The following is a 25,315-nucleotide window of genomic DNA, read 5'->3' on the forward strand; positions in this document are numbered from 1 at the left end:
CGGCGCCCGAAGAGCATCGGATCACGAAGTCTGGTAATTTTTAGAATACTTTCCACGCCGATGCACAAGACAGAACATCGGAGAAAATGAGAGCTTAAATCTTATTATCTATGCTCCCGTCAGCGCGGAAATACCATCGAAAGCCTTATCGGCAATGGCATCGACACTTGCATCGATGTCGACGGTTACCACGCCGACCTCATGCTCCGGGCTTTCCAGGGTGGCGAGCTGGCTCTGAAGCAGTGACGTCGGCATGAAATGGCCGGTACGCGCGCCCATCCGCTGCTCAAGCACCTTGGGGTCGCCGGTGAGGAAGACAAAATAGAGCGTGCCGCCGCTCTCCCGCCGCAACCGGTCCCGATAGGTTCGTTTCAAGGCCGAGCAGGAAACGACCACGCTCTCGCCGCGCCCCCTCGCCCCGGCCAGTTCGTTGCCGATCAGATCGAGCCACGGCCAGCGGTCATCGTCGGTCAGCGGAATCCCCTTCGCCATCTTGGCGACGTTCGCCTCCGGATGCAGACGGTCACCCTCCACGAACGCACAGCCGAGACGCGTGGCGAGGTGCTCGCCCACCGATGTCTTCCCCGATCCGCTGACACCCATAACGACGACTGCGAGAGGGGGCGAGAGTTCGATTGCGGGCATAACTAGCTTCCATTTTGATAACGCGTTCAGCAGGCGGCAAGGCCGAATTTTGGAAACCGAGTTAACCTCGGGTTTTCCAATTCTCTTACGGGAACCTTAGAGGGACTACGATAAAAGAACCCAGCTTCAACCGAATTCCGCCCGCTAAATCCAACTCGAGATCCACGATCCATGCGCCGACTCATCAATATTATTGCGCCTCGCATTTATCATATCCTGCGCGATAGGGGCGGCAATTTTGCGATAGCGACCGCGCTCGCGCTGCCGGTCCTCGTGACGGCCGCCGGTGGCGCGGTCGATTTTGCCCAGGCATCGTTCGAACGCAACCGGCTGCAGGGCGCGCTCGATGCGGCCGTTCTCAGCGCCGTTGCAAAACCTGATATCGCCAGCCAGCGGCGGGAAGCGCTACGCTTTCTGACCGATACGGTTCCGGAAGACACCGACCTCGACACCGCGCTTGTCGTCGCCGGGAATACCGATGGCAGCCTGACGGGTACCTATGCCCAAGGTGTCCCCACCAATTTCCTCGGCCTGGTGGGTATCCACACCATCGACGTCAAGGTCCGATCCACCGCCATCGCGAACAGGAACCCGAAGCCTTCAGGCGCATGCATCTACGTGCTCGGCAACGCGTCACAGGCGGTTCTGATCAATTCAGGCGCCAATGTGCATTCGGAGAAATGCGGCGTGGAGGTCAGTTCGACCCAGAACCCGGCCTTCATCATGAATAGCGGGGCGACGATCGATACGACGAGCTTCTGCGTTGCCGGTACCCAGTATATCAAGAACGGCGGGACGCTCAGCAACCTGAAGCCCGGCTGCAAGGTTTCCGGAGATCCCTATGCCGGCAGCATTGCCGAGCCGGCCGTCTCCACGACCTGCACGACCAGCGGCACAAAGGACGGAGCGGTGCAGGAAATGGCGCCGGGCGTCCATTGCGGCACCACCTTCAACGGATCGCCGAAGATCACGTTCAAACCCGGCCTCCATATCATCAAGGGCCGGATGATCATCAATTCCGGCTCGACGGTCGTCGCGGAGGGCGTGACCTTCTATTTCCCCGATACCGACAGCGAAATCCGCGCCAATGGCAACTTGAGCTTCACGGCATCGGCGCCGACCAGCGGCACCTACAAGGGCATCCTGATGTTCGAAAAGACCAGCGATACCGCCAACAATGCCCGCAAGCAGCAATACATCTTCAACGGTTCGAATGGCGAAACGCTCAAGGGAGTGATCCATCTTCCAAACCGGGACGTCACCTACAACTCGACCACGAACCAGACGAACCTCATCACGCTGGTGGTCAATACGATGATCATGAACTCCGCGAACTGGGAGATCGAACCCTATGCGGGCGCTGCCGGGGGAACCGGTTCCGAGATTACATCGGTGCGCCTCGTCAACTGACGCTCAACGCTGCCGGGCGTCCTTGCCGAGCACGATTGGCATCAGCACCGACAGGAACATCAGCCGCAACACGTGATGGGCGCCGACATAGGTGGGGTCGGCGTGCAGCATGACAGCCATCGCCGACATGGTTTCGAGCCCACCCGGCGCAAAGGCGATCAGTGCTGCGTCCAGCGGCACTCCGGTTAGATACGAGACCCCGCCGGCAATCGCCGCCGCAAGCACGATAACGACCACGGTCACCACGCCGCCGGCCACGAAAGCGGTGCGCAATTCGCGGATCGACACGCCACAGAAACGCGTGCCGATGACCGAACCGAGGATGACGTAAGTCGGAACCAGCAGCCAGTTCGGAACTCCGCCGCTGATGAAGCCGGTCACATGCGTGACGATCGACACTACGACGCCGCCAAGCAGCAGCGCTGCCGGAAAATTCCAGCGCATGAACAGCAGGCCGAACAGCGCCGACACCGCAAGCATGACCAGGAGAACAGGCGCGCTCATCGCCAGCGGAGCCAGAACGGGATCGGTGCCGACAAGATCGAAGACCTCGACGATCAACGGGACCGTAATCGTCAGTGCCAGCACGCGCACGCTCTGGCCGACACCGACGGCGCGCAGGTCGCAGCGGGTTTCGGCGGCGAGGCTCAGCACATAGCTCAGATGGCCGGGAGAAGAGGCGAGCAGCGCAGTGATCCGGTCATAATGAAAGAACCGCTGCAGTACCCACGAGCTTACATAGAGCAGGATGACGACCGCCACGAGCACCATGACGAAACTCAGAGGCCAGGTGCGCGCCGCGACGATCACCTCCGGCGTGACAGTCGCCCCCATCGACACCCCGACGATGATGAAACAGACGTTGCGGACCTGCGCCGGCACCGCCAGGTTCAATCCGGCAAGCCCCGCAATGGTGATCGCGACCGCCGGGCCAATCAGATAAGGGGCTGGAAAAGCAATGAGAATTGCGATCAGCGCCCCGGCAGTGCCGATCAGCGCAGTCAGCGCAAATGTGCGCAATTCCGAAAAGGGCATGGCTTAAGTCCTGAAGGCGCCACAGGAAAGAAAACTGACAAAAGCCAGAAAAACGCCTAGTCCCCTTCTATTGCAAATGCGCGCGAGGTCAACCTCTTGTGCGGCATATGGGGATAGCAAAAGGCGCCGGCCTCACGGCGGCGCCCCTCTCAAACAACATCGACGGCAGGATCAAGCGGCCGGCGCGATGGCCTTCGGCGTGACAACCTTCGGCAGGTGCAGCATATCGATGCCCAGCAGGAAATTGATCTGCGGACGCGCCTTGACGAGGTCGTCGATCGTGTATTCGGCGAGCACGTCGAAGAAAGCATTGAGCGCCTTGCGAAGCGCAGCATTCAGGCCGCAGCTGTCGACAAGCGGGCATTCCGCGACCCCCTCTTCGAAGCATTCCGCCATAGCGAAGCTGTCCTCGGTCACCTTGATGACATCGAACAGGGTGATGCGGTCAGCAGCGCGACCAAGCCTTACGCCACCATTGCGGCCGCGGACGGTCTCTACCAGACCGGCCTTGTTGAGCGGCTGGAGGATCTTGAAAAGGAAGAGTTCGGAAACACCGTACGCCCTTGCAATCTCGGGGATGCGGCTAAGGTGGCCTTCATTGGCGGCACAATACATCAGCATCCGTACTGCGTAATTCGTCTGTTTGGTCAAGCGCATGCTGGTCTCCCGAGACTGGTACCCACCCTATATAAAGGCTCCGCTAGTTTTGAACAATTCCAAAATAAGAAAATTGTCATCAAGTTTTCGCGCTGTGCCAGCTTGCCTTCAGCGCCGCGGAATTCAAGCTGGCGAATTGTTCGTCCACACAAACGGAGACCCGGAAGGCCGAAATTCAAGCTAGATCAGGGGCAGGCAGGAACCCGGTCGGGCTCTCCAGGGAAGACCCTGCTTTTGCAGCCCGCGGAAACGACGGACTGCCGAATTATGGGTCGATTTCCCGCAGCCCCAGATCGCCATTCCGGATCCGCGGCGGTTCGCCGGAAAAATTTCGGCTCGCATCAACTGGTCATCGCGATCGCCACCCAGGCCGGGACAGCGACCATCACCATTGCAGCCAGCAGGCTAAGGCCGATTTTCGCCAGATACGCGCGGCGGGCGCGCTTCGCATCCCACTCGTACACCATGGACATACATCCCCACTCCTACTCCGCGAGCTAAATTAGGATAACCTGCGGATACGTCAATGGGGCTATCGATCACGGCTATCTTGCCTGAAGCCTACGTTCCAACTCGGCGGCGTAGTTGCGGATGTCCTGCTGGCGCTGCGGGGTGCCGGGATGGCTCGAGAGAATGCTCGCATCTCCGTGGTCTCCAAGCTTGTCTTCGAGGACCACAAAGAAGCGGGCAAGTGCGGCTGGATCGTAACCGGCCGCCCGCATCAGCTCGACGGACCGGCGGTCTGCCTCCGCTTCCGCCGCCCGGGAATAGGACAGCGCCACCAATGCGCCGCCCTGGGTGAGGATGTCCTCGACGCCCGAGCCGACATCGCCCGCAATCAGCATGACCAGCGCCGCAACGCCTGCGGCGCGGTAAAGTTGCCGCAGGCTGTGCTCGCCCTCGACGTGGGCGATCTCGTGGCCGAGCACGCCGAGGATCATCTCCCGGTCGCCATTGGCGAGCTTTACCAGATCATCGGTGAGGATCAGGCTGCCGTCCGGCAGTGCGAAGGCGTTGGGGCCGATCACGCCATCCCGGAAATAAAGGTCATAGGCGCCCTGCCCGCCTTTCGAATGCGTGGCGAGTTTCGAGAAGCCCTCAGAGATCGGCTGTCGCTCGCCTTCCGGCAATTCGGACGGTTTCAGGATCGTCCGATCGAGGGATGCAAGCGTGCCGGAGCCGATCAGTTCCGGCACGAAGGGCGGCGTCACCAGGACCGCGACTTCCACCAGAACGGGGACGGCGAAGCGGTAGATCGTGGTGGCCAGGAGGATGACGGCGAGCGTCATCAGGATCAGTCGCGGATGGAACTGCTCCAGCCGATGGATCAAGCCGCTGCGGGCGCCGCGCTTGCCGCGCAGATAGGTGTCGATCCCGTCGTTGTCGCGCGTCTCGAACACGGATCCGTCCGGAAAACTCACTCGCCGCGGGATCGAGCCGACCCGCGGGCTGATCTCGGTCCGCTCCGGCACCGCCGACGCGAGGACCCGTTCCTCTTCCGCTGCCACGAGGAGGATGCCGTCCTCGCGCAGAACGGCCGGGATCGCGCGGCTGGAATTGGCCGGATGCCATTCGCCCGTCGCGATCCCCATGTCTTCAGAAGCCAAAGTCGAAGCCTTCCATATCCATATATTCGGCGCTGATCGCCGCACCGCTCGCCTCGATGGAGGAGAGAATTTCACCCGGATCGCCATTGATGCGGATGCCGGTGTGTTCGTTTACATACCGCGCCATCCGGACCGCCGCCCAGGGGCGCATCAGTCCGAGCGTGAGCACCGTGACGATCACATTGCTGATTGCGATCCAGGCATAACGCAGCCGGGAGATGTCGCTGAACAGCTGATGGCGACCGTCAAGCTCCGCTGCCGACCAGGCGACGTTGCGCACACCCGCCCGATAGAAGAGACCGGCAATACCGTAGAGGATAAAATAGATGAAGACCCCGGCATAGAGACCAGCGATGCTCAGCATGGTCACCTGCGTGCTCGTCAGTTCGGCGCTGTCGCGCATGACAGCCGCAGCACCGATGATCACGACGAAGGCAATGAAACCGAAGACGATGCTGCCCAGGAACACGATCAATGCCGGCAGGAGCCAGACGCGATAAAGCCGGCCGATCTGCGGATCGCTGGAAAACGGCCGGTCGCCGTAACGCAGGTTGTTGAAGACGTATCGCCAGGTCCAGCGGCTCGCGAGCGGCGCCAGGATGCCGAAGGAAATGAAGGCGACGAAACTGCCGAGCAGGATAGCAACGAAGGCGCCGCCTGCCGTGCCGACAAAATCGAAACGCACGTTGCGGTAGCTCGTCACCCGGGCGTTGAAGCGCAGGCTGCGCTTGATCAGCCACGGCAGCGCGACCAGGATCACGATCGGGGTAACGATACCGATCGGCGGAAAGATCGCCGTGCCGATATTAATCACGACCAGGAACGCGATGACGATCAGCCGGCCGATGAATATCTGCTTGCCAGTCGCGTGATATTCGAAGGCGCGGTCGAGAATGACCGTATTGCCGTAGAAATAGCGCATGCGCCGCACCTTCGCCCAGGCCGAGTAGATGCCGAGGGTGACGATCGTCAGCAGAACGTTGACGATCCAGATGCCGAAATATTCGCTGGCGCTGCCGGTGAAGGATGCGCGCTCAAAAGACTGCCCCACCGCCGCCCGAGGCGCCGTCTCTGCCATTGCCATGATCATGTCCCCTGCCGAATACCGTCGAGACGGCCGCCTGCCCGATTCTCCGCCTCATTGTAAGGCCGGGACATGTCATTTCAATCAACACTCTACACCGCGACGACGCTTTCAACCGCCAAAACAAAACGGGCCTCCGAAGAGGCCCGCCCGATGCTTTGCCCTGATTGTCGTTTTACTTCATCGTCGGCATGACGAATTCGGCACCGTCCTTGATGCCGGACGGCCAGCGGGCGGTGATCGTCTTGGTCTTGGTCCAGAACTTGATCGAATCCGTGCCGTGCTGATTGAGATCACCGAAGCTCGAAGCCTTCCAGCCGCCGAAGGAGTGGTAGGCAAGCGGAACCGGGATCGGCACGTTGATACCGATCATGCCGATATTGATGCGGCTGGCGAAATCGCGGGCGGCATCGCCGTCGCGGGTGTAGATCGCGACCCCGTTGCCGTATTCGTGCTTCATCGGCAGATCGAGCGCTTCCTCGTAGTTATGGGCGCGGACGACCGAGAGGACCGGTCCGAAGATTTCCTGCTTGTAGATGTCCATGTTCGGGGTGACGTGGTCGAACAGGGTGCCGCCGACGAAATAGCCGTTCTCGTAGCCCTGCAGCTTGAAGCCGCGGCCATCGACCAGGAGCTTGGCGCCTTCCTCGACGCCACGGTCGATCAGGCCGTTGATACGGGCATGCGCCTCCTTGGTGACGACCGGGCCCATATCGGCCTTGTCGTCCGTATAGGGGCCGATGCGCAGGGACTCGATCTTCGGGATCAGCTTTTCGACAAGGCGGTTGGCGGTTTCCTCGCCGACCGGCACTGCAACCGAAACGGCCATGCAGCGCTCGCCGGCCGAACCGTAGCCGGCACCCATCAATGCGTTCACGGCCTGGTCGAGATCGGCATCCGGCATGATGATCATGTGGTTCTTGGCACCGCCGAAGCACTGGGCGCGCTTGCCGTTCATCGCCGCCGTGCCATAAACGTAGCGGGCGATCGGGGTCGAGCCGACGAAGGAGACGGCGCCGATATCCGGATCGGTGAGGATCGCATCGACGGCTGCCTTGTCGCCGTTGACGACGTTGAGGATGCCGGCGGGCAGGCCTGCCTCGATCATCAGTTCCGCAAGGCGGATCGGCAGGGACGGATCACGCTCGGACGGCTTCAGGATGAAGGCATTGCCGCAGGCGATCGCCGGGGCGAACATCCACATCGGGATCATGCCCGGGAAGTTGAACGGGGTGATGCCGGCGCCGATGCCGACCGGCTGGCGCATCGAATACATGTCGATCTGCGGGCCGGCGCCTTCGGTGAACTCGCCCTTGGAGAGATGCGGGATGCCGATCACGAATTCGCAGACTTCGAGGCCGCGGACGACATCGCCCTTGGAATCCTCGATCGTCTTGCCGTGTTCGCGGGACAGCATTTCGGCGAGCTCGTCCATGTTCTGGTTGAGCAGGTCGACGAACTTCATGAACACGCGGGCGCGGCGCTGCGGATTGGTGGCAGCCCATTTCGGCTGAGCCTGCTTTGCATTTTCGACGGCAGCACGGATTTCCGAAACGCTGGCGAGCGAAACCTTCGCCTGGACTTCGCCGGTTGCCGGATTGAAGACGTCAGCCGTGCGGCCGCTGGTGCCGGCGACATGCTTGCCGCCAATGAAATGCCCGATCTCACGCATGGGTATGCTCCTCCTGCCTTTTGTGGCGATCTCTTTTGAATGGCCGAGGATACTCTCAGATTTGCACAAGGCAACGCCGTAGTTTACGCATCTGTTGTGCAAATATCGACATTGGGAGCCTGAAATGAACTGGGACGATGTGCGCATGTTCCTGGCGGTCGCCCGCACCGGCCAGATACTGGCTGCTTCGCGGCGGCTCGGTATCAACCACGCGACGCTCGGGCGGAGGGTGACGGCGCTGGAAGAGGATCTCCGCACTCGCCTCCTCATCCGCCGCACCAATGGCTGCGAACTGACCGCCGAGGGCGAAGTGTTCTTCCGAGCCGCCGAGCGGATGGAAACGGAGATGCTGGCGGCGCAGGCGAGCACCGGGCGGATCGATGCGGCGATCGCCGGCACGGTCCGGATCGGTGCGCCCGACGGTTTTGGTGTCTCCTTTCTTGCCTCGCGGCTCGGGCGGCTGACGCGCCGGCATCCGGAACTCAAACTGCAGCTCGTGCCGGTACCGCGATCCTTCTCGCTCTCCCAGCGCGAGGCGGACATCGCGATCACCATCGAGCGGCCGGAACAGGGCCGGCTCGTCTCTTCGAAACTGACCGATTATACGCTGGGGCTCTATGCCTCGCAGACCTATCTCGATCAGGCCGGAACGCCGCAGACGGTCGAGGCGCTGAAAAGCCATCCGCGCATCGGTTACGTCGAGGACCTGATCTTCTCGCCTTCCTTAAATTTCACAGGCGAGGTGATGCGAGACTGGGATGCGAGCTTTGAGATTTCAAGCGCCATCGGCCAGACCGAGGCGGTACGTTCCGGCGCCGGCATCGGCATCCTGCACGACTATGTGGCGCGGCAATATCCGGAACTGGTACGCGTCCTGCCCGAGACCGTCATCCGTCGATCCTACTGGACCACCTATCATGAGACGACGCGCGATCTGATGCGGCTGAGGACGGTGGTGGAGTTCCTGAAGGAACTGGTCGATGGGGAAAGCCACATCTTTGTGTGACGGATCGAACGGGTCTTCACGGCGAAGAGATCGAAGCCCCAAACAGGGGCCGGCCGCCGGAGCGGCCGGAAAACCTTGTATCAAGAAGGCAGGAAGGTCGTAACCGGAACCTTGAGTGCCGCGGCAATGCGCTTCAGCTTGGCCGGGTCGGCATCGGTGCCGTTTTCAATGCGAACGATCTCGTCGTTGACGAGGCCGGTCGTGATGGCAAGCTCTTCGATGCTGTAGCCGACAGAACGGCGCGTTTCGGCGACGGCTGAGGCAATGTGCTGCGGAGAAAACTTCGCTCCATTGGCGGATGCGAAATTATTGATGGAAATTGTCATTGTATGCTCCTTCTAGAATGGCCTGCCGAAAACCGGTCAGGTGAAGGGGGACGAACGCCCGAGACGCAAGTGTCTAAAAAATTAGGCACCGGCTGCCGCAAACATAGGCATGCTAGCGACCGAGACAAGGGCGATTAGTGCAATGCACAAAAATGTGTCCACTTTCGGGTCGAAAGAAGGCGGCATTGGCTCAGTCGGTGCGCTCAAGAGGGCTGGAATCAGGGAGATTCTGGCTAAAATTGAGCTGAAAAGACGGAAATGGCACCGTTTTCGCGGTGCCACATTAAATTTTCTTAATATTCTGGCAACGCTATCAGGCTGACTGGATTGCCTTGATCCTGTCAATACCACCGACGATTGTGGCAAAATCCTGCCACACTCCCTGCGCGCCCTTCTGCCATTCCTCGAGGGCTTCCGGCTTCAGCAGCCTCCCGCCGTTCTTGAGCGACACGGCAACCGATGCCGCCTCGTCGTCGATGATGAGCCGGTTGAAATAGGCAGCACCTTCCTTCGAGGCCTCCTGGAAGACCGTCTTCTGCTCGGGGTTCAACTGGTTCCAGAAGCTCGCGGAATAATAGATGACGCCGGACGCCCAGATATGGCCTGTCTCGGTCATGCAGGGCACGACTTCATAAAGCTTGAAGCCGGCATAGGCGGACTTGGTGAGATCCATGGCGTCGGCAACACCGGTTGCCAGCGCATTATAGGTTTCGGTGATCGGAATGCCGACCGGGGCGGTGCCGAAGGCGCTCCACAGCTTGGTGTGCAGCGGGCTCTGGATGGTGCGGATCTTCTTGCCTTTGAGCTGTTCAGGGCGGGTGACCGGTTCCTTGGTCAGAAGATGGCGGGCGCCATAGTTGATGAAATCGCCGATAACGAAATTCTGGGCGGCGAGTTTCTGCTTCAAGTCTGCGCCGACATCGCCACCGACCGTCTTGCGGACATGTGCCGCGTCGCGGAAGAGGAAGGGCAGATCGAGAACCTGCAATTCCGGCACCCAGCCGGACAGTGACGAGACGGTCGAAAGGCTTGCCTGCACGGAACCGAGGCGTGCGCCTTCTGCGACTTCCTTCTCGCCGCCGAGCGCGCCGTTCTTGACGACGTTGAACTTGAACTGGCCCGGCAGCCTGGCTTCCACCAGTTCGCCGATCTTCACCCAGATCTTCGATTCCGGCTTGTCGTCGCCAAGCAGCGAGGCGGTGGTGATCGTCGTGGTGCGGGCGGCGGCGTTGCGGACGAAAACCGGAGCGGCGAGCGCTACGCCGGTTGCTGCGGCAGTCTTCAGAAGGGTTCGGCGGTTGATGTTGTCCATGTCTCAAGGTCCCCGGAAATTGTGAGATGAGCTAGAAGATGATCGCCCAGGCGCAAAGGATCGCCAGGGAAACAAGAAGTGCGAGCAGATAAGGCACGACCGCCTTGAACAGCTCGGTCGCGGGAATGCGGGTCACGCCGCTGACCACGAAGACCAGCATGCCGAGCGGCGGGGTCAGGCCGTGGATCATCAGGTTGACGACGATGATGACGCCGAAATGGATCGGATCGATGCCGGCGGCGACGGCGGCCGGCAGCAGGATTGGGCCGAACAGCAGGATCGCCGCGCCGATATCGAGCACCAGTCCGACGACCAGAAGGATGACGTTGGAGAGGATGATGACCGAAAGCGCGCTGCCGCCGAGCATCGTCACGAACTCCGAGACGAGGCCGGAGACGTTATCGACCGCAAGCAGGAAGGCGAACGGCCCCGCCGTGCCGATCAGCAAACCGATCGCAGCGGACTCCGTCGCCGCCTGTCGGAACGAGGCGAGCAGCGAGCTCGCGCCGACCTTGCCCCAGATAGCGAGGATAACGGTGTAGAGCGCCGCCAGGGCCGCCGCCTCTGTCGTGGTGACGATGCCGATGCGGATGCCGACCACGACGATGATGCCGAGGCCGAAGGCGGGAATGGCGGAGATCGCCGCCTGCCAGCGCTCGCGTGCCGAGGCGCGTGGCAAGGCCACCTGTTCGCGGACCGACAGGTGGATCGCGACCGCCAGGCAGATCGCCATCAGGCCGCCGGCGAAGAAACCGCCGACCAGCAGCGAACCGACCGACAGATTGGTGGCGGTCGCGAGAATCAGGAAGGCGATCGACGGCGGGATGACGTTGTCGAGCACCGAAGTGGCGGCGATGATCGCGCCTGCCTGTGCCGGCGGATAACCGTGCTTGACCAGTTCCGGCTGGAAGGTCGAGGCACCGAACGCGGCATTCGCGACCGACGAACCCGAGGCCCCGGAAAACAGCACACTGGTCAGCAACGTCGTCTGCGCCAGTCCCGCCCGGCGGTGGCCGACCATGGAGGCTGCGAACCGGACGAGCTGGTTGGCGACGCCGGACGAGGTCAGCAGCCCGCCGGCCAGCAGGAAGAAAGGAATGGCGAGCAGCAGGAATTTCGACATGCCGGTTACCGTCGAGGAGACGATCGCCGGTTCCGGCAGGCTGCTGCCAAAGGCGATCGCGACATAGGCGGCGGCCAGGAAGGCATGAGCCAAGGGTGCCGCCAGCACAAGGCCGAGCGCGGCGACCAACGCCAGGAACAGGCTCGGCGGCAGTTCGCTGTCGATGGAGATTTCCGGGATGCCGAAATAGAGCGCGGCACCGAGCCCGAGCGATGTCAGCACCGGCAGCGCCCTGCCCCCGACTGCCCTTTCCAGGAGGAGCACGACGAGGATCAGCACGCCGCCGACGCCCAGGAAACCGAAGCGGATCCACTCAGGAACTCCCAATGTCGGCGATATGCCCCCGAGCATGGCCATGATTTCGGAACCGCCGAAGAGCAGGATCATGGCCGCCAGCACGGTGAACACGTCGGCCAGAGCCTGGGTCGCAGACAGCAGCCGGGCGGGAAGCAGACGTACGAACACGTCGAGCCGCATGGCCAGCGCACTGTTGAGGCTGAGCGGTGCGCCGATCGAGATCAGCGCCACATGCAGCCAGATGCCAAAATCCTCGGCGCCGATAAGGCCCGTGTTGAAGAAATAGCGCAGGCAGACACTGACCAGCACGACCGTCAGCAGGGCAGCGAGGATGAGCGCTGCGATGACGCCGAGTGCGGTCTCGATCCCCTTCAGCACCCGCGCCGCGAGGCTATCGCCCCGGACTGCCGTCTGCTCGAGAAAATCGGATGGGCTGGCTTCCACAGGCTCTTACCTTTGCCGAAGAATCAGGCGGTCTTGACCGTTGAAAGATCACGATCGAAGAGCGTCGACCAGGTGAAATGACGCGCTGCCGACACCTCGCGTGAGCCATCGAGACGCGGCAATACCTTTTCGCCGAAGCGACAGGCTTCCTCAAGCCGCGGCAGACCCCGAAAGGGTAAAAGTTTTCGACGCCCGGCCTTTCGCCCGACCGCAGGTCACGCGAGGCTTGAGAGGTTCCGCCTTTTACGGCGACCATTCCCACCCCGCAATGGGCCGCAATCCACAGTTACGATCAAAATCTCGCTTCGCTGCACTTTTTGCGAGACATGCTTGGTTTTGAATGGATAAATGGATTCGCGGAAATGCAGGGGAAATCCTTGCACGACAATCGGGGGATGTGTCCGTGGGCGATATCGAACAAGACAAGAAATCTCAGGATCTCTTCGAATTTCAGCCGGAGCCCGCCGCCCAGACAGGGGCTTCGCCCGACCAAATCCACGCGGGGATGACCGATTTCACCATCTTGAGCGTCGATGACGACGAGATGTTCCAGAACTCCCTCAGACTCTCGCTTTCGGGCTTTACCTATCGCGGCATCGCCCCGCGAATATTGATCGCCGGTTCTGCCAACGAGGCGGCCAAGCTTCTGCTCGAAACGCCTTCGGTCGCCGTACTGCTGCTCGATGTCGTGATGGAGACGGACGATGCAGGGCTCAGGCTGGTTCGCACGATCCGCGAAGTTCTCGGCAACTCGCAGCTGCGTATCGTGCTCCTCACGGGGCAACCGGGCATCGCACCGATGCAGTCGTCGCTCGAGACCTATGATATCGCCGATTATTGGCTGAAGACCGACCTGACCAATGAGCGGCTTCATAGCATTCTCACCGCAAACCTGAGGACCTTCGAGCAGATCGACGTGCTGAACCGCGCGCGCCGGGGCCTCCAGAGCATTGTCGAGGCGAGCAACAGCCTGGCGAGATCCTCGGGATTTGAGGATTTCTCCCGCCGGATGATCCACGAACTGGCAGCGCTTCTCGGCGTCAGCGAGGATGGCATCGTCTGCGTTCGCGGGCGTGATCGCGAACAACCGCCGAAGATCATCGGGTCGGCGGGTCGGTTCGCTGCGGCCCTCAACCAGACCCTCGATACCATCAATGACGAATCCATCCGCGACCTGATCCAGCGCTCGCTGGACGGGCAGGCGAATATAGAGACGGCGATGGCGCAGGTTCTGTTTTTCCCAGGCCAGGCGGTCGCACCTGCGGCGGCTGCCTATATCGCGACCAACAGGCGGATCGACGAGACGGAGCGGGAATTGCTGCGGGTTTTCGCGACCAATATCGGTACAGGCCTGATCAATGTGGCGCTGACCAGCCAGCTCGACCGCATCGCCTACGAGGACGGCCTGCTCGAGATCGCAAATGGCAACGCGCTGAAGCGCGGCATTCAGGCGGCGCTCGAGGTTCCCCCGCCCCGCAGACGGAAGGTCCTGTTCATCGAACTGAACCAATATGCGAGAAGCTGCGTTTCGCTCGGTGTCGAACAGGGCGATCACCTGCTGCGCGCCTTCGTGAAGCGCCTGGCAGCAGCCTTTCCACCGCCCTGCATGATCGCGCGTTTGCATGAAGACGTATTTGCCGTGCTCGGACCGGAATATCTGGTACGGATCGAATATGTAAATCGTCTCGAAGCGGGCGCCCACTCGCCCGAAGCCCTGTTCTTCGGCGCCGAGGCCGCCTCTCTCGATCTCAACCATTTCACCTCGGCTCAAACCGTCATCGCGACAGGGCTTCTGCTCCTGAAGAGGGCCGGACTGAAGGGGACAAGCGGGCAACTCGTCGAATACGATCCCAATGTGGAAGAGGAAACACGCCGCCGCTTCGCTCTTTCGCAGCAGCTTTACAAGGCGGTGCTCAACCGGGAAATCAGCGTCGTGTTGCAGCCGCAGATCGACCTGACCGACAATCGGATTGTCGGCGCCGAAATCCTGGCACGCTGGACGCGTCCGGACGGCTCGGTCGTCTTTCCGGCGGATTTCATTCCGCTCGCCGAGGCGAACGGGCTGATCGTGCCCCTGGGTCAGCAGATCCTCGAACAGGCCTGCAGCGCTCTCCGCTCCATGGACGAGGCGGGGTTTCCAACGGTCACCCTCGCCGTCAATGTCTCGCCGGTGCAGCTCGGCCGACAGGAATTTATCGACGAACTGATCGCGACTACGCGACGCTACGGCCTGTCGCCGGACCGGCTGGAGCTCGAAATCACCGAGACGGTCGCCATGGAAGAGCACCAGAACGCAAACGATGTGCTCTCAATTCTCAAGAGAGAAGGTTATGCGATCGCGATCGATGATTTCGGCACCGGCTATTCTTCTTTGACCAAGCTGCGATCATTCGAGGCCGCCACGCTCAAGATCCATGGGTCCTTCATTGCCGGTCTTGGAGGCGCCAGCCAGAACGAGATGATCGTCGAGATGATCATTCGGCTTGGCGAGCGCATGAACATGCGTGTCCTCGCCGAGAGTGTCGAGACCGAGCAGCAGGCGGAATGGCTGCAGTCGAGAGGATGCACTCTGGTGCAGGGCTATCTCTATGCCCCGCCTGAATCCTTGGAGCAATTTCTTGCAAGGCTGCGAAAATCGCAGGCCGGGACTGCGTAGCAGCCATGACCCACACGTCTGCGATCCGTATCTTTCCGTCTCTCCGGGCCGCCTTGCGCCATCGCAATCGGCTTGCCATTTTCGTCGTACCCTGGGTCATCGGGCTTGGCCTCGGCGTTCCATTGCTCTGGCATCAGATCGGCGTGAATGCCCGGGAACCTCAGATTCGCAACAGGGAGGAGACCCTGTCGCAAGCCTATGACATTCTCGGCCGAACCTTGGACCGGCTCGGTCGCGACGCCCTGTTCCTTGCGGACCTGCAATCGCGCTTCAGCGAGACGGCAAATCCGCTCGCTCCCTTGAGCGTCGAGATATTCCAGAGTTTCGCCGCCAGCTCGCCGGATTACGATCAGGTACGGTGGCTGGATACGGACGGCAACGAACGACTGCGCGTCAACCATCGCGGCGGCGGAGAACCCGTCGTCGTTGCCGAGGAGCAGTTGCAGAACAAGGCGGACCGGCCTTACTTTCGCGACACGGCCACGCTGCCGCTGCATGGCCTTTATTTCTCCAGTCTCGATCTCAATATCGAAAACGGTGTGGTCGAGATGCCGCATCTGCCGACATTGCGTGTTGCGAGCCCTGTTTTCCGCAATGGGATCAAGCAGGGCATCATCGTCATCAACTATCGCAGCACCCGATTGCTCGAGCGCCTGAAGCGGCTCGACACGAGCGTCGATCTCTATCTGATGAACCAGGCGGGATACTGGATCCAGGGACCCGACGCGGATGCGAACTGGGCGTGGCAGCTCGGGGAACCAACGCCCGACGCGGATCGAACGGAGAGGCAGCGAGGGGTCAGTCAGGGAGGCAGAGGGATTTTCCACAGCGACGACGGAGATTGGAGCTACCGTCGCTTCGACCCCGGCGCGGGCTTGCTGACAACCGGCGAGGTCGTGGAAATGCGTGCCCCGCATGCCAGCCTCTATCTGCTTGCCCGCAACGCGGCGGGTGCCATCAATAGCCAGGAAACAAGGGGGAAACTCATTCTCGGCATGGTGGCGGCCATCCTTGCGGTGGTGGCGCTTGCGGTAACGGGCCGCCTGGCCAACGGCATGGAGGCCGAGTCGGAATGGGCACGGCAAATGGAGGACACCAACCGGACGCTGCGCGAGACCAACGAAAAACTGAGCGCAACGCAACGGGAACTCGCACGGGCCGAACGGCTGTCGTCATTGGGCCTGATGGTTGCCGGCGTCGCCCATGAGATGAACACGCCGCTTGGAAGTGCCGCACTTGTGCTCAGCAAGGCCGCCAAGGATCTCAGGCTGTTCAAGGAGCGGATCGCAGCGGGGCTGCGCCGCTCCGATCTCGACCGGTATATCGAAGACAGCGATGCCAGTCTCGACCTGGTGCGCGACGCCATCCACCGGTGCGCTGCGCTGGTTCAACGTTTCAAACAGGTTGCAGTCGACCGCGCGACGCTGGAGCGACGGGATATCGATCTCGCCGCATTCATTCCCGATGCCGATCCGCGCCTGCGCAAATGGGACACCAGCGCCGGCATCAGCCTGACGGTGAACGTGCCCAACGATCTGGGGATCACGACCTATCCGGGACCGTTTGCCCAGGTCTTGTCGAACCTCCTCAACAATTCGCTGCTGCATGCCTTCGACGCGGGCAAACCCGGCACGATAACCATCGATATTCGCAGGCTGGCGGACCAGGTCCTCATCGAATTCACCGACGATGGTCGCGGGATAAGCGAAACGGACATTCAGAAGATATTCGAACCCTTCTTTTCCACGGCCCGTCATAGCGGCGGTACCGGTCTCGGGCTGCATATCGTCCACCAGATCGTCACCGAAGTTCTCGGCGGATCGATCTCCGTCGAGAGCCCGCCCCCAGGCGAGGCCCGCGGCACCCGATTCATCATCCGGCTTCCGAGAATTGCTCCGGCACAGGCAGGAACCTGAGCCTCTTCAGATCCCGGCATACCATTCGTAGCCGCGATCCTCCCAGAAACCACCGCTGCCGCCATAGAGACGGCCGAGATCGGCCACCGCCTCGATGCGGGTCAGGTATTTCGCCTGCTTGTAGCCGAGTTGCCGCTCGACCCGCAGCCGCAGCGGTGCTCCATGCGCGACTTCGAGGTCGCGGCCATTCATCGTGTGGGCAAGGATGGTCTGCGGATGGAAGGCATCCACCAGATCGATGCTCTCGTAGTACCAGCCGCTGCCGTCGAGCGATTTCTCGTATTCGTCGGCGCAATGAAAGACAATGTAGCGGGCCTCCGGCTTCAAGCCGACAGTCTTGAGCAGAGCGCCGAGCGGCACGCCGGTCCATTTGCCGATCGCGCTCCAGCCTTCGACGCAGTCGTGCCGGGTGATCTGCGTGCGGGCCGGCAGGGCCTTCAGTTCGGCGAGCGACAGCTGCATCGGCTTTTCGACCAGGCCGCCGATTTCCAGCTTCCACGTCGAGAACTGCCGGTTCATCCAGTCGAGATATTGCGGATTGTCCGGCATGCTGGTGCCGTTGGCGCGGAAGACCGGCGAGAGATCCGCCTCCGTGAACTCGCGCGCCAGCGCATCGTCGCCGAGCAGGAAACGTTGGGTCTTCATCGAAAAACTCTCGGCGATCTTGAGGACGGATTTCGTCCGATCGCTTTCGACGAGCGCGTCGCAGCCGCTCAAACCGAGCGCCGAAGCTGTCATGGTCGCGCCGATCAGGAAACGGCGCCGGGTGATGATGCGGCTCATTGTTTGCCCTCCTGTTCGATGGCGTACCAGCCGGTGATCATCGAACGCAGATTGTTGAAGACGCCCGACAGGATCACCATCGCGACATGGACCATCACGAAGGCGACGAGCGAAAACGCCGTGAGGAAATGGATCGTACGGGCCGACTGGCGGCCTCCGAAAACGTCGAGCAGCCAGGGGGCCACGGCATTGAACCCGGGCGACATGGTGAGACCCGTGAGGATCATCAGCGGCAGCAGCAGGAAGATCACCGCGACATAGGTGAGTTTCTGCAGCGTGTTGTAGTGCCGCGCCTCCGGCCCTTTCGGGAACCGCAGCCGGGCGTGGTTGACGATCTCGTGGCTGATATGGGCAGGCGTCAGCTCATTCCCCGCGGGCAGGAGATCGCGGCGGAAATGCCGGCTCAACAGACCATAGGCGAGATAGATGAAGCCGTTGATGACGAACAGCCACGCAAAGAAGAAATGCCAGCGCCGGCCGCTTGCGAGGTCCTGATAGCTCGGGATCGTCAGCCAATCGGGGAACCCTCGTGCGGTCGCCTCGCCGTCCACTTCTGAAAGGCCGAGAAATCCGGTGGTATTGAAGGTGAGCGAGCCCACATGGGTGAGGCCCTTGGCCTTGTCGCCATCCTCGACCGCTTCCATGGAAATGAAGGAGGGATCGTTGTCGGCTCCATACTGGCCCCAATAGAGCGCCGGATGGGCATTGAAGATCTGCAGTCCGCTGAAAAGCAGCACGGTCATGCAGAGCACATTCACCCAGTGCGACAGGCGCACCAGCAGGCTGTGGCGGTAGATGACCGTCCGGCCGGTCACAGCGCCGGCGTCGATCGTGGCCATGATGTTTCCTCCGAGTACAGGACGTGGACTTCGGCAAAGAGACGCGGCCGCCGCGCAGAAAGTTTCAGCGGCCGCCGCCAAATCATTTCATCGCGTCACTTCATTGCGTCGCAGGCCTTCATCATGTCCGACTTCTTCATCGAGTCCTTTTCCATGCCGGCCTTGTGCATGCAGTCGGCCTTGGTGCTGCCCGTCGCCATCGAGTCCTTCTTCATCGAGTCCGGCTTCATGGCGTCGGTCTTCATCGAGTCCTTCTTCATCGCGTCAGTGCCCGTGCTGCTCTGGGCGCTTGCCGCACCGGCAAACGAAAGACCGATGACGAGGGTGCAGGCTGCGACGCTGGAAAGAAGCTTGGTCATGAGATGTCCTCCTGGGATCAATCGATGTGTCCGCCGGCTGCGTGCCGAGGGCTCACAACCACCCATTCGAGCCGTGCAGAAAGTCGTTACAGCCTCACGGTTATGTGATAGGCCAAAAAACATCCGAAATATTTTCCATTCCGGATGTAACCGTTTACGTGCTTTTCCGAATGACCATTGAAACAGCATGACGAGCACCCATTCGGAAGAAGCCCTGAAGGCCCTGATGCTTCTGTCTCTTGATGGAGACGAGGCCGCCTATCGGCGTTTGCTTAACGCGGTGCGCGTCCTGCTTGTCGGATATTACAGCCGCCGAATGGCTGCTGCGACGAAAGCGGACATGGAAGACCTCGTCCAGGAAACATTGCTGGCGCTGCATTCGCGCCGGGAAACCTATGATCGCGAGCGGCCGTTCACCGCATGGTTCTTCTCGATCGCCCGCTACAAGCTGATCGACCACCATCGCGGCCGCGGCAGCCGGATGATGGCGGAAACGGAGCTCGGCGAGGATTTCGAGAGCGAATACAGCGAAGCCGCCGTCACCGCGCGGATGGATGTCGAGCGGCTTCTGGAAGGCCTGCCGGCGAAACAGCGGGAACTGATCCGCCAGGTGAAGCTCGAAGGCCAGTCGGTGGCGGACACGGCAAGCCGGACCGGCCAATCGGAATCGGCGGTCAAGGTTGGCATTCATAGGGGTCTAAAAGCACTGGCGGAGAAATTGCGAGGCGGAAAGTGAGAAAAACGGACGATATCATCGACAGCCTGGTGGGGGAACTGAAGCCGGTGCCGCGCCATGCGCTGGCGCGCCGGTTCGCGGCCGGCGTCCTGCCGGCGCTCGCCGTGTCGCTGGTGCTGATGCTGGCGACCCTCGGCCTGCGCATCGACATGGCGGAAGCTCTGATGTTGCCGGTGTTCTGGATCAAGTCCGCCTATAACGCGCTGCTGGCGATCGCCGCTTTCCTCGCCGCCTATCACCTGGCGCGGCCCGACGGTTCCAGGGGGCGATTCTTCCAGTTCGCGGCAGCGATCGTCGCAACCATGGCCGTGGTCGCCGCCATCCAGCTGACGATCTCGCCGGCAGAGACGTACCGCACCTTGATCGTCGGATCGTCGGCCCTGCATTGCCCGCTGTTGATATTCCTCTTCGCGCTTCCGGTGTTTGCCGGGAACGTCTGGGTGCTCCGCCATGGCGCGCCGACGGATCTGAGGCTCACCGGCTTCATCGCCGGCATCGCCGCCGGCGCCGCCGGTGCCTGGGTCTATTCCTGGTTCTGCACCGAGAACGGCATGCCGTTCGTGCTCATCTGGTATTCGCTCGGCATCCTGATGACGGGAATTCTCGGCTCGCTTTTGGGGCCGCGCCTGTTGCGCTGGTGAGCCGGCGGCAAACTTCCGAATCCGCACGAACGGGCGCAACGCACTTGCGCCGTCAAATTCCGATAAGATTGGACTTGTGGAAAAATGGTACGGTTGGGGGGTCTCGAACCTCCGACCTCAGGTGCCACAAACCTGCGCTCTAACCAACTGAGCTACAACCGCACAAGCGCCCTTGGGCGCCGTTGGGGGGTCACATACGGCGATCGGACTTTTTTTGCAAGTCCTTTCCCGCAAATAGAAGAGGCCGGAGCATGCTCCGGCCTTCTCCTTCAAATCAAGCTTGGAAATTAGGCAGCCTTGAAGGTCGTCATGACCTTTTCAGCAGCTTCCTTGCCCGGCTTCGTCACGTCTTCGACGATCTTGCGGGCGGTGTCCTGCATGGACTTGGCCTGCTCAACCGTGATTTCAGCCTGCTTGCGGATGAAGCCGGTCTGCAGCTCGATCAGTTCGGCAAAGGACTTCACGCCGAGCAGCTTTTCCATATGGGTCAGCGAGATTTCGGCATTGGTACGCAGCGCGTCGATCGCCTTGAGGCTGAGTTCGACGGAGCCAGCCTGCGCCGACTGCATTGTGGATTCAACCGTCTTGGTGGCTTCCTCGGCGGCGGTTTTCATCTTAGCATAGGCTTCGCGAGACTGGGTGGCACCCTTTTCGGCGAAGTCGCGGAAGCCTTCGGTCATCTTGGACGGATCGAAAGCGGAGAAGGAAAAGATATCGTCGGTCTTGCGTGCCATCGTTTCAGGTCCTCGTTGGCGATTTCTTCGGCAGAACCGAAGATGTGATGCCTCTTATATAGACCATCTCGTTGTGCATTGCAACATCATTGTGCGGCGCACAATAAAATCATTCCCGGAATTAACCCTATCGGAGGTTTGGAGAGCGCCACTCTCGACCCGAAGGCAGGTGACGGTTATTAACAATCCGTTAAACTACGTAGAAATCCGGTCACAAACGCCCTGTAGGTTTTGCCTATGTCCGCAGTTCAATACCCGTTCATCGACATTGCCGTGCACGAGCGCGTCCGCGACCGTTTTGCCGCGGGCGAAGCGATCGTGCTGTTTTCTCCGGACATGCAAAGCCCGCTCTGGGCGAACGGGCGCGGCGCCGATCTTTTCGGTTTCGGCTCCATCTACGATTTCCTCGACCAGGGTCCCAACCGCGTCGACATCGCCTTTCGCCAGATCGAAGCGGCTGCGCGCCAGCTCGGCGAAGTCGGCGACATCCGCAACCTGACGATCCGCGTCGCCTCCGGTTTCCAGCGCATTCCGGTGCAGGCGATCTGCGAGCTCGTCCAGGTTCAGGGCGAAACGGCCGTGCTGTTCAGCGCGCCGGTGGAACGGGGCAGGCTTGCGCCTTCAGCCTCCGCGGCCCGGATGATCGAAGGCTTCGACGATCCCGATACGCATATGGCGGTGATCGACGAAAACGGCGAGGTGCTCGCCGCTTCGGCCGAGTTCGCGGGGCTCGGCGTTTCCACGCAGACCGCCAAGATGATGGCGACCATGGCGGGCGCCGATCCGAGCCGCCTCGTCAAGCGCCCCATCCCGACCTCCAAGGGCTACCTGCCGGCTGCAATCGGCAAGCTCTCCGACGAACCTGCCCTGCATCTCCTGTTCACGGTCGAGACGGAACAGGGCCGCGCCGCCGTCGCCAACGGCTACGAACCTCGCGATGAGGCACCGACGACCGCCGAAGTCGATCAGGCAAACGCCGAGATCGGCGCGGAAACCACGGAATTCGCTGCGAGCGAGGAAACCGAGGACTTCACGGTGGAGGCCGTCCCGGTCGACAGTTTTGCCGAGGTGATCGCCGCGGTGTCCGAAATCGAGGATACGGAAGAGCCGGAAGAAGAAATTTCGCTTGAAGCCGGCGAGGATGCCACGCTTGAAAAGGCTATGCCGGCCGCGGATGTCGAGGCTCTTTCCTCCGCTGACGCGATCGAGACGGCCGAGGAAGCATCTGCTGCTCAGCCGGAGACAGTGGAGGCGGCGCCTGCAGCCGAGCTTGCCGCGGCCGAAATCGAAGCGCCGGAACCGGGTGGTTTCGTTTTCCGCCGCGACGGCCGCGCAACCCGTTTCGTCTGGAAGATCGATGCGGAAGGCCGGTTCAGGGAAGTTTCGAGCGAATTTGCCGACGCTGTCGGCCCGCACGCCGCCGATATCAACGGCATGGCCTTTACCGATCTCGCTGCTCTCTTCCATCTCGACCCCGAGGGCAAGATCACCGAGCTGCTCAACAAGCGCGATACCTGGTCCGGCAAGACGATCTGGTGGCCGATCGAGGGCACGTCGCTGATTGTGCCGGTCGATCTCGCCGCCCTGCCGACCTATACCCGCACCCGGGAGTTCGACGGTTTTCGCGGCTTCGGCATCGTGCGGATCGGCGATGCAGCCGAGGATCCGAATGCCGTCGGCCTGACCCTGACCCGGGCGGTGCCGGAGGATGTGGCCGAACCGGAAGCTGAGACTGTTTTCGAACCCTACGAGATGCCGGTCGATGCACCTGAATTGGTGGCAGAAGGCGGCCTGTCTGTTTGGCAGGACGAAGCCGCCGAAAGTTCTACGTACGGCGAACCGGCTTCCATGACCGAAGAGCCGGCGACATTCGAAGAGACCGAAGTCGCGGAAGATGCCGAGCAGCCGGCCGCCGCCGAAGACATATCCGCCGATGCGACGCCATCCAAAGACCTGCTGTCGGAGCCGGCGCAAGAGGACACGCCGCAGCCATCCAAGTCGGGGCGGCAGATCCCTTCGCTGCTCGACTGGCCGGCCGGCGAACGCCCGGCGTTGCGGATCGTCGAAAATGCCGGCCGCCGCCATTCAGACAAGGTCATCCAGCTGGAAGAACGCCGCTCCAATCGCCGCGACGGACTGACCCCCGTCGAACAGGCGGCTTTCCGCGAAATCGCCCGACAGCTCGACAATTTCGTCGGCCGCCGCAACGAGGAAAAGACGCCGGAGGCCCCGACCGAGGCGGAGGTACCTGCCGCCGAATATAAGGAGCCCAGCGCGATAGAGCCGATCCGGGTTGAACCTGAGACGGCGCACGACGAGCCTGTCGCTCCCGTTTCGGAAGAGATTTCCGAGGAAGAGGCGGTCGCCTTCGCCGAAGACGCGAACAAGGCTTTTGCCGACGGGCCGATCGAGCCCATCGAAGAGATGGAAGCCGCTGTGGAGGCTCCAGAAGACCCGCATCCGGAGCTTTCAGACCGCGAACTGTTGAGCCAGATGATACCGGTTCGCGAGCGTATCGGTCTTTCCGAGGAGATCGTCGACCAGATGCCGGTGGCGCTTCTCGTCCACAGCGGCGACACCTTGATCTACGGCAATCCCGAATTCCTGCGGCTGACCGGCTATGCTTCGATCGACGAACTGGCGGAAGTCGGCGGCCTTGATGCGCTGCTGCAGCGCCAGGATCTCGAAGGCAAGACAACGGAAGCCGGCGGCATGGTCGTGGTGCGCGCCGACGATGTGCTGGTGCCGGTGACAGCGCGCCTGCAGTCCGTGCGCTGGGACAATTCGACTGTTCTCATGTTGGCGCTGATGCCGGTCGTGGCCGAGTCTCAGGGCTCCACCGGGGATGGCGAAGCGGCGGAGGTCATTCCGCTGCGCGCGCCCCGCGCCGCCGACCAGCTCGCCAAGCTGCAGGTCGAGGTAACCGAACTGCGCGCCATCCTGGAAACGGCCACCGATGGCGTGGTGATCATCGGCGCGGATGGCGACATCCGCTCCCTGAACCGGGCGGCGAGCGCGCTCTTCAATTATGACAATGAAGAGATCAACGGCAAACCGTTCGTCACGCTGTTCGCCCACGAGAGCCAGCGGGCGATCCTTGATTATCTCGCCGGGCTTGCCGGCCATGGCGTGGCAAGCGTTCTCAACGACGGCCGCGAAGTCATCGGCCGCGAGGCTTCCGGCGGCTTTCTGCCGCTGTTCATGACGATCGGCAAACTGACCTCCTCGAACGGCTATTGCGCGGTCATCCGCGACATCACCCAGTGGAAGCGCACCGAAGACGAACTGCGCACCGCCAAGCGTGCGGCCGAAACGGCAAATGCCCACAAGAGCGAGTTCCTCGCCCATGTGAGCCACGAAATCCGCACGCCGCTCAACGCGATCATCGGCTTTGCCGACATGATGGCGAGCGAGCGTTTCGGCCAGATCGGTCATGCGCGTTATGTGGAATATGCCAATGATATCAGCCGCTCCGGCCGGCATGTGCTCGATATCGTCAACGACCTCCTCGACATTTCCAAGATCGAGGCCGGCGAGATGGAGCTCGATTTCGTCGCCGTCGGCCTGAACGAGGCGGTGTCGGAAGCGGTCTCGCTGGTGCAGCCGCAGGCAAACGGCCAGCGGGTGATCATCCGCACGGCCCTCTCGCATGCCGTGCCGCAGGTGGTCGCCGATCCCCGCTCGATCAAGCAGATCGTGCTGAACATCCTGTCGAACGCCATCCGCTTCACGCCTTCCGGAGGCCAGATCGTCGTGTCCACGGCCTACGAGACCAACGGAAACGTGGTCCTTCGTGTCCGCGATACCGGCATCGGCATGACCCGCTCGGAGCTGGAACTTGCCATGAAACCGTTCCGCCAGGTTGCAAGCGCCTCCCGCAAGCGAGGCGACGGCACGGGCCTCGGCCTGCCGCTGACCAAGGCGATGGTCGATGCAAACCGCGCCGCCTTCGCGATCACGTCCGCACCGAACGAAGGCACGCTGGTGGAAATCACCTTCCCTTCACCGCGGGTGCTTGCGAACTGATCCTGGA

21 protein-coding genes and 1 tRNA gene are annotated in these 25,315 nt (G+C 61.6%); 7 read left to right on the top strand and 15 right to left on the bottom strand.

What is annotated here, in order from left to right:
* Positions 1-108: 108 nt before the first annotated feature.
* A complete protein-coding gene (locus tag ABCW43_RS08010; RefSeq protein WP_345922891.1) occupies positions 109-645 on the bottom strand; it encodes a gluconokinase in 537 nt (178 codons plus the stop codon).
* Positions 646-816: 171 nt separating this feature from the next.
* Between ABCW43_RS08010 and ABCW43_RS08015 the strand changes: the two genes are divergently transcribed.
* Positions 817-2,055 (top strand): TadE/TadG family type IV pilus assembly protein, encoded by a 1,239-nt coding sequence (locus ABCW43_RS08015; protein WP_345922892.1) that lies wholly within the window; start codon positions 817-819, stop codon positions 2,053-2,055.
* A gap of 3 nt (positions 2,056-2,058) precedes the next feature.
* On the opposite strand, the gene ABCW43_RS08020 is transcribed toward ABCW43_RS08015, so the two are convergent.
* The 6 genes from ABCW43_RS08020 to ABCW43_RS08045 all read right to left on the bottom strand — a co-directional run bounded on the left by ABCW43_RS08020 (position 2,059) and on the right by ABCW43_RS08045 (position 8,110).
* Positions 2,059-3,090, bottom strand: a complete 1,032-nt coding sequence (locus ABCW43_RS08020) for an AbrB family protein (RefSeq protein ID WP_345922893.1) — start codon at positions 3,088-3,090, stop codon at positions 2,059-2,061.
* Positions 3,091-3,261: 171 nt separating this feature from the next.
* Positions 3,262-3,747 (bottom strand): iron-responsive transcriptional regulator RirA, encoded by a 486-nt coding sequence (gene rirA / locus ABCW43_RS08025; RefSeq protein ID WP_345922894.1) that lies wholly within the window; start codon positions 3,745-3,747, stop codon positions 3,262-3,264.
* 341 nt (positions 3,748-4,088) lie between these two features.
* Positions 4,089-4,214: a hypothetical protein gene (locus tag ABCW43_RS08030; protein ID WP_345922895.1), complete on the bottom strand. Its 126-nt coding sequence runs from the start codon at positions 4,212-4,214 to the stop codon at positions 4,089-4,091.
* Between the two features lie 78 nt (positions 4,215-4,292).
* Positions 4,293-5,354, bottom strand: coding sequence for a M48 family metallopeptidase (locus ABCW43_RS08035; RefSeq protein ID WP_345922896.1), 1,062 nt, complete (start codon positions 5,352-5,354; stop codon positions 4,293-4,295).
* Positions 5,344-6,438, bottom strand: coding sequence for a YjgN family protein (locus tag ABCW43_RS08040; protein WP_445738907.1), 1,095 nt, complete (start codon positions 6,436-6,438; stop codon positions 5,344-5,346). The genes ABCW43_RS08035 and ABCW43_RS08040 overlap by 11 nt, the downstream gene beginning before the upstream one ends.
* Positions 6,439-6,613: 175 nt before the next feature.
* A complete protein-coding gene (locus ABCW43_RS08045; RefSeq protein ID WP_345922897.1) occupies positions 6,614-8,110 on the bottom strand; it encodes a CoA-acylating methylmalonate-semialdehyde dehydrogenase in 1,497 nt (498 codons plus the stop codon).
* Between the two features lie 124 nt (positions 8,111-8,234).
* Here ABCW43_RS08045 and ABCW43_RS08050 point away from each other — a divergent pair, with 124 nt between their 5' ends.
* The gene (locus ABCW43_RS08050) at positions 8,235-9,116 is read left to right on the top strand and encodes a LysR family transcriptional regulator (RefSeq protein ID WP_345922898.1); all 882 of its coding nucleotides are present in this window, start codon (positions 8,235-8,237) and stop codon (positions 9,114-9,116) included.
* An 80-nt stretch (positions 9,117-9,196) separates the two neighbouring features.
* Here the strand turns inward: ABCW43_RS08050 and ABCW43_RS08055 are convergent, their stop codons facing one another.
* The 3 genes from ABCW43_RS08055 to ABCW43_RS08065 form a co-directional block, all read right to left on the bottom strand.
* A complete protein-coding gene (locus ABCW43_RS08055; RefSeq protein WP_007769053.1) occupies positions 9,197-9,442 on the bottom strand; it encodes a helix-turn-helix domain-containing protein in 246 nt (81 codons plus the stop codon).
* 313 nt (positions 9,443-9,755) lie between these two features.
* Positions 9,756-10,754: a TRAP transporter substrate-binding protein gene (locus ABCW43_RS08060; RefSeq protein ID WP_345922899.1), complete on the bottom strand. Its 999-nt coding sequence runs from the start codon at positions 10,752-10,754 to the stop codon at positions 9,756-9,758.
* Between the two features lie 31 nt (positions 10,755-10,785).
* Entirely contained in the window at positions 10,786-12,618 is a 1,833-nt protein-coding gene (locus ABCW43_RS08065) for a TRAP transporter large permease (RefSeq protein WP_345922900.1), read from the bottom strand.
* A gap of 403 nt (positions 12,619-13,021) precedes the next feature.
* On the opposite strand from ABCW43_RS08065, the gene ABCW43_RS08075 reads away from it, so the two are divergent.
* Positions 13,022-15,274 (top strand): putative bifunctional diguanylate cyclase/phosphodiesterase, encoded by a 2,253-nt coding sequence (locus ABCW43_RS08075; RefSeq protein ID WP_345922901.1) that lies wholly within the window; start codon positions 13,022-13,024, stop codon positions 15,272-15,274.
* Positions 15,275-15,279: 5 nt separating this feature from the next.
* Positions 15,280-17,190 (top strand): sensor histidine kinase, encoded by a 1,911-nt coding sequence (locus ABCW43_RS08080; protein ID WP_345922902.1) that lies wholly within the window; start codon positions 15,280-15,282, stop codon positions 17,188-17,190.
* Between the two features lie 6 nt (positions 17,191-17,196).
* Here the strand turns inward: ABCW43_RS08080 and ABCW43_RS08085 are convergent, their stop codons facing one another.
* The 3 genes from ABCW43_RS08085 to ABCW43_RS08095 all read right to left on the bottom strand — a co-directional run bounded on the left by ABCW43_RS08085 (position 17,197) and on the right by ABCW43_RS08095 (position 19,171).
* Positions 17,197-17,973, bottom strand: a complete 777-nt coding sequence (locus ABCW43_RS08085; RefSeq protein ID WP_345922903.1) for a molybdopterin-binding protein — start codon at positions 17,971-17,973, stop codon at positions 17,197-17,199.
* Complete coding sequence (locus ABCW43_RS08090; RefSeq protein ID WP_345922904.1) at positions 17,970-18,812, bottom strand: cytochrome b/b6 domain-containing protein; 843 nt, start codon at positions 18,810-18,812, stop codon at positions 17,970-17,972. Before ABCW43_RS08090 ends, ABCW43_RS08085 begins: the two co-directional genes overlap by 4 nt.
* 95 nt (positions 18,813-18,907) lie before the next feature.
* Positions 18,908-19,171 carry a pentapeptide MXKDX repeat protein gene (locus ABCW43_RS08095; RefSeq protein ID WP_345922905.1) on the bottom strand — a complete coding sequence of 88 codons (264 nt, stop codon included), beginning with the start codon at positions 19,169-19,171 and terminating at the stop codon, positions 18,908-18,910.
* A 187-nt stretch (positions 19,172-19,358) separates the two neighbouring features.
* On the opposite strand from ABCW43_RS08095, the gene ABCW43_RS08100 reads away from it, so the two are divergent.
* Positions 19,359-19,907, top strand: coding sequence for a sigma-70 family RNA polymerase sigma factor (locus ABCW43_RS08100; protein ID WP_345922906.1), 549 nt, complete (start codon positions 19,359-19,361; stop codon positions 19,905-19,907).
* The gene (locus ABCW43_RS08105) at positions 19,904-20,548 is read left to right on the top strand and encodes an NrsF family protein (RefSeq protein ID WP_345922907.1); all 645 of its coding nucleotides are present in this window, start codon (positions 19,904-19,906) and stop codon (positions 20,546-20,548) included. Before ABCW43_RS08100 ends, ABCW43_RS08105 begins: the two co-directional genes overlap by 4 nt.
* Before the next feature lie 85 nt (positions 20,549-20,633).
* Here ABCW43_RS08105 and ABCW43_RS08110 read toward each other — a convergent pair.
* Positions 20,634-20,710: transfer RNA gene (locus tag ABCW43_RS08110), tRNA-His, on the bottom strand.
* 125 nt (positions 20,711-20,835) lie between these two features.
* Positions 20,836-21,282, bottom strand: coding sequence for a phasin (locus ABCW43_RS08115; RefSeq protein ID WP_345922908.1), 447 nt, complete (start codon positions 21,280-21,282; stop codon positions 20,836-20,838).
* 237 nt (positions 21,283-21,519) lie between these two features.
* On the opposite strand from ABCW43_RS08115, the gene ABCW43_RS08120 reads away from it, so the two are divergent.
* Positions 21,520-25,308, top strand: coding sequence for a PAS domain-containing sensor histidine kinase (locus ABCW43_RS08120; protein ID WP_345922909.1), 3,789 nt, complete (start codon positions 21,520-21,522; stop codon positions 25,306-25,308).
* Positions 25,309-25,315 lie beyond the last annotated feature (7 nt).

It is taken from the genome of Neorhizobium tunisiense (assembly GCF_039631515.1).
GTDB lineage: Bacteria > Pseudomonadota > Alphaproteobacteria > Rhizobiales > Rhizobiaceae > Neorhizobium.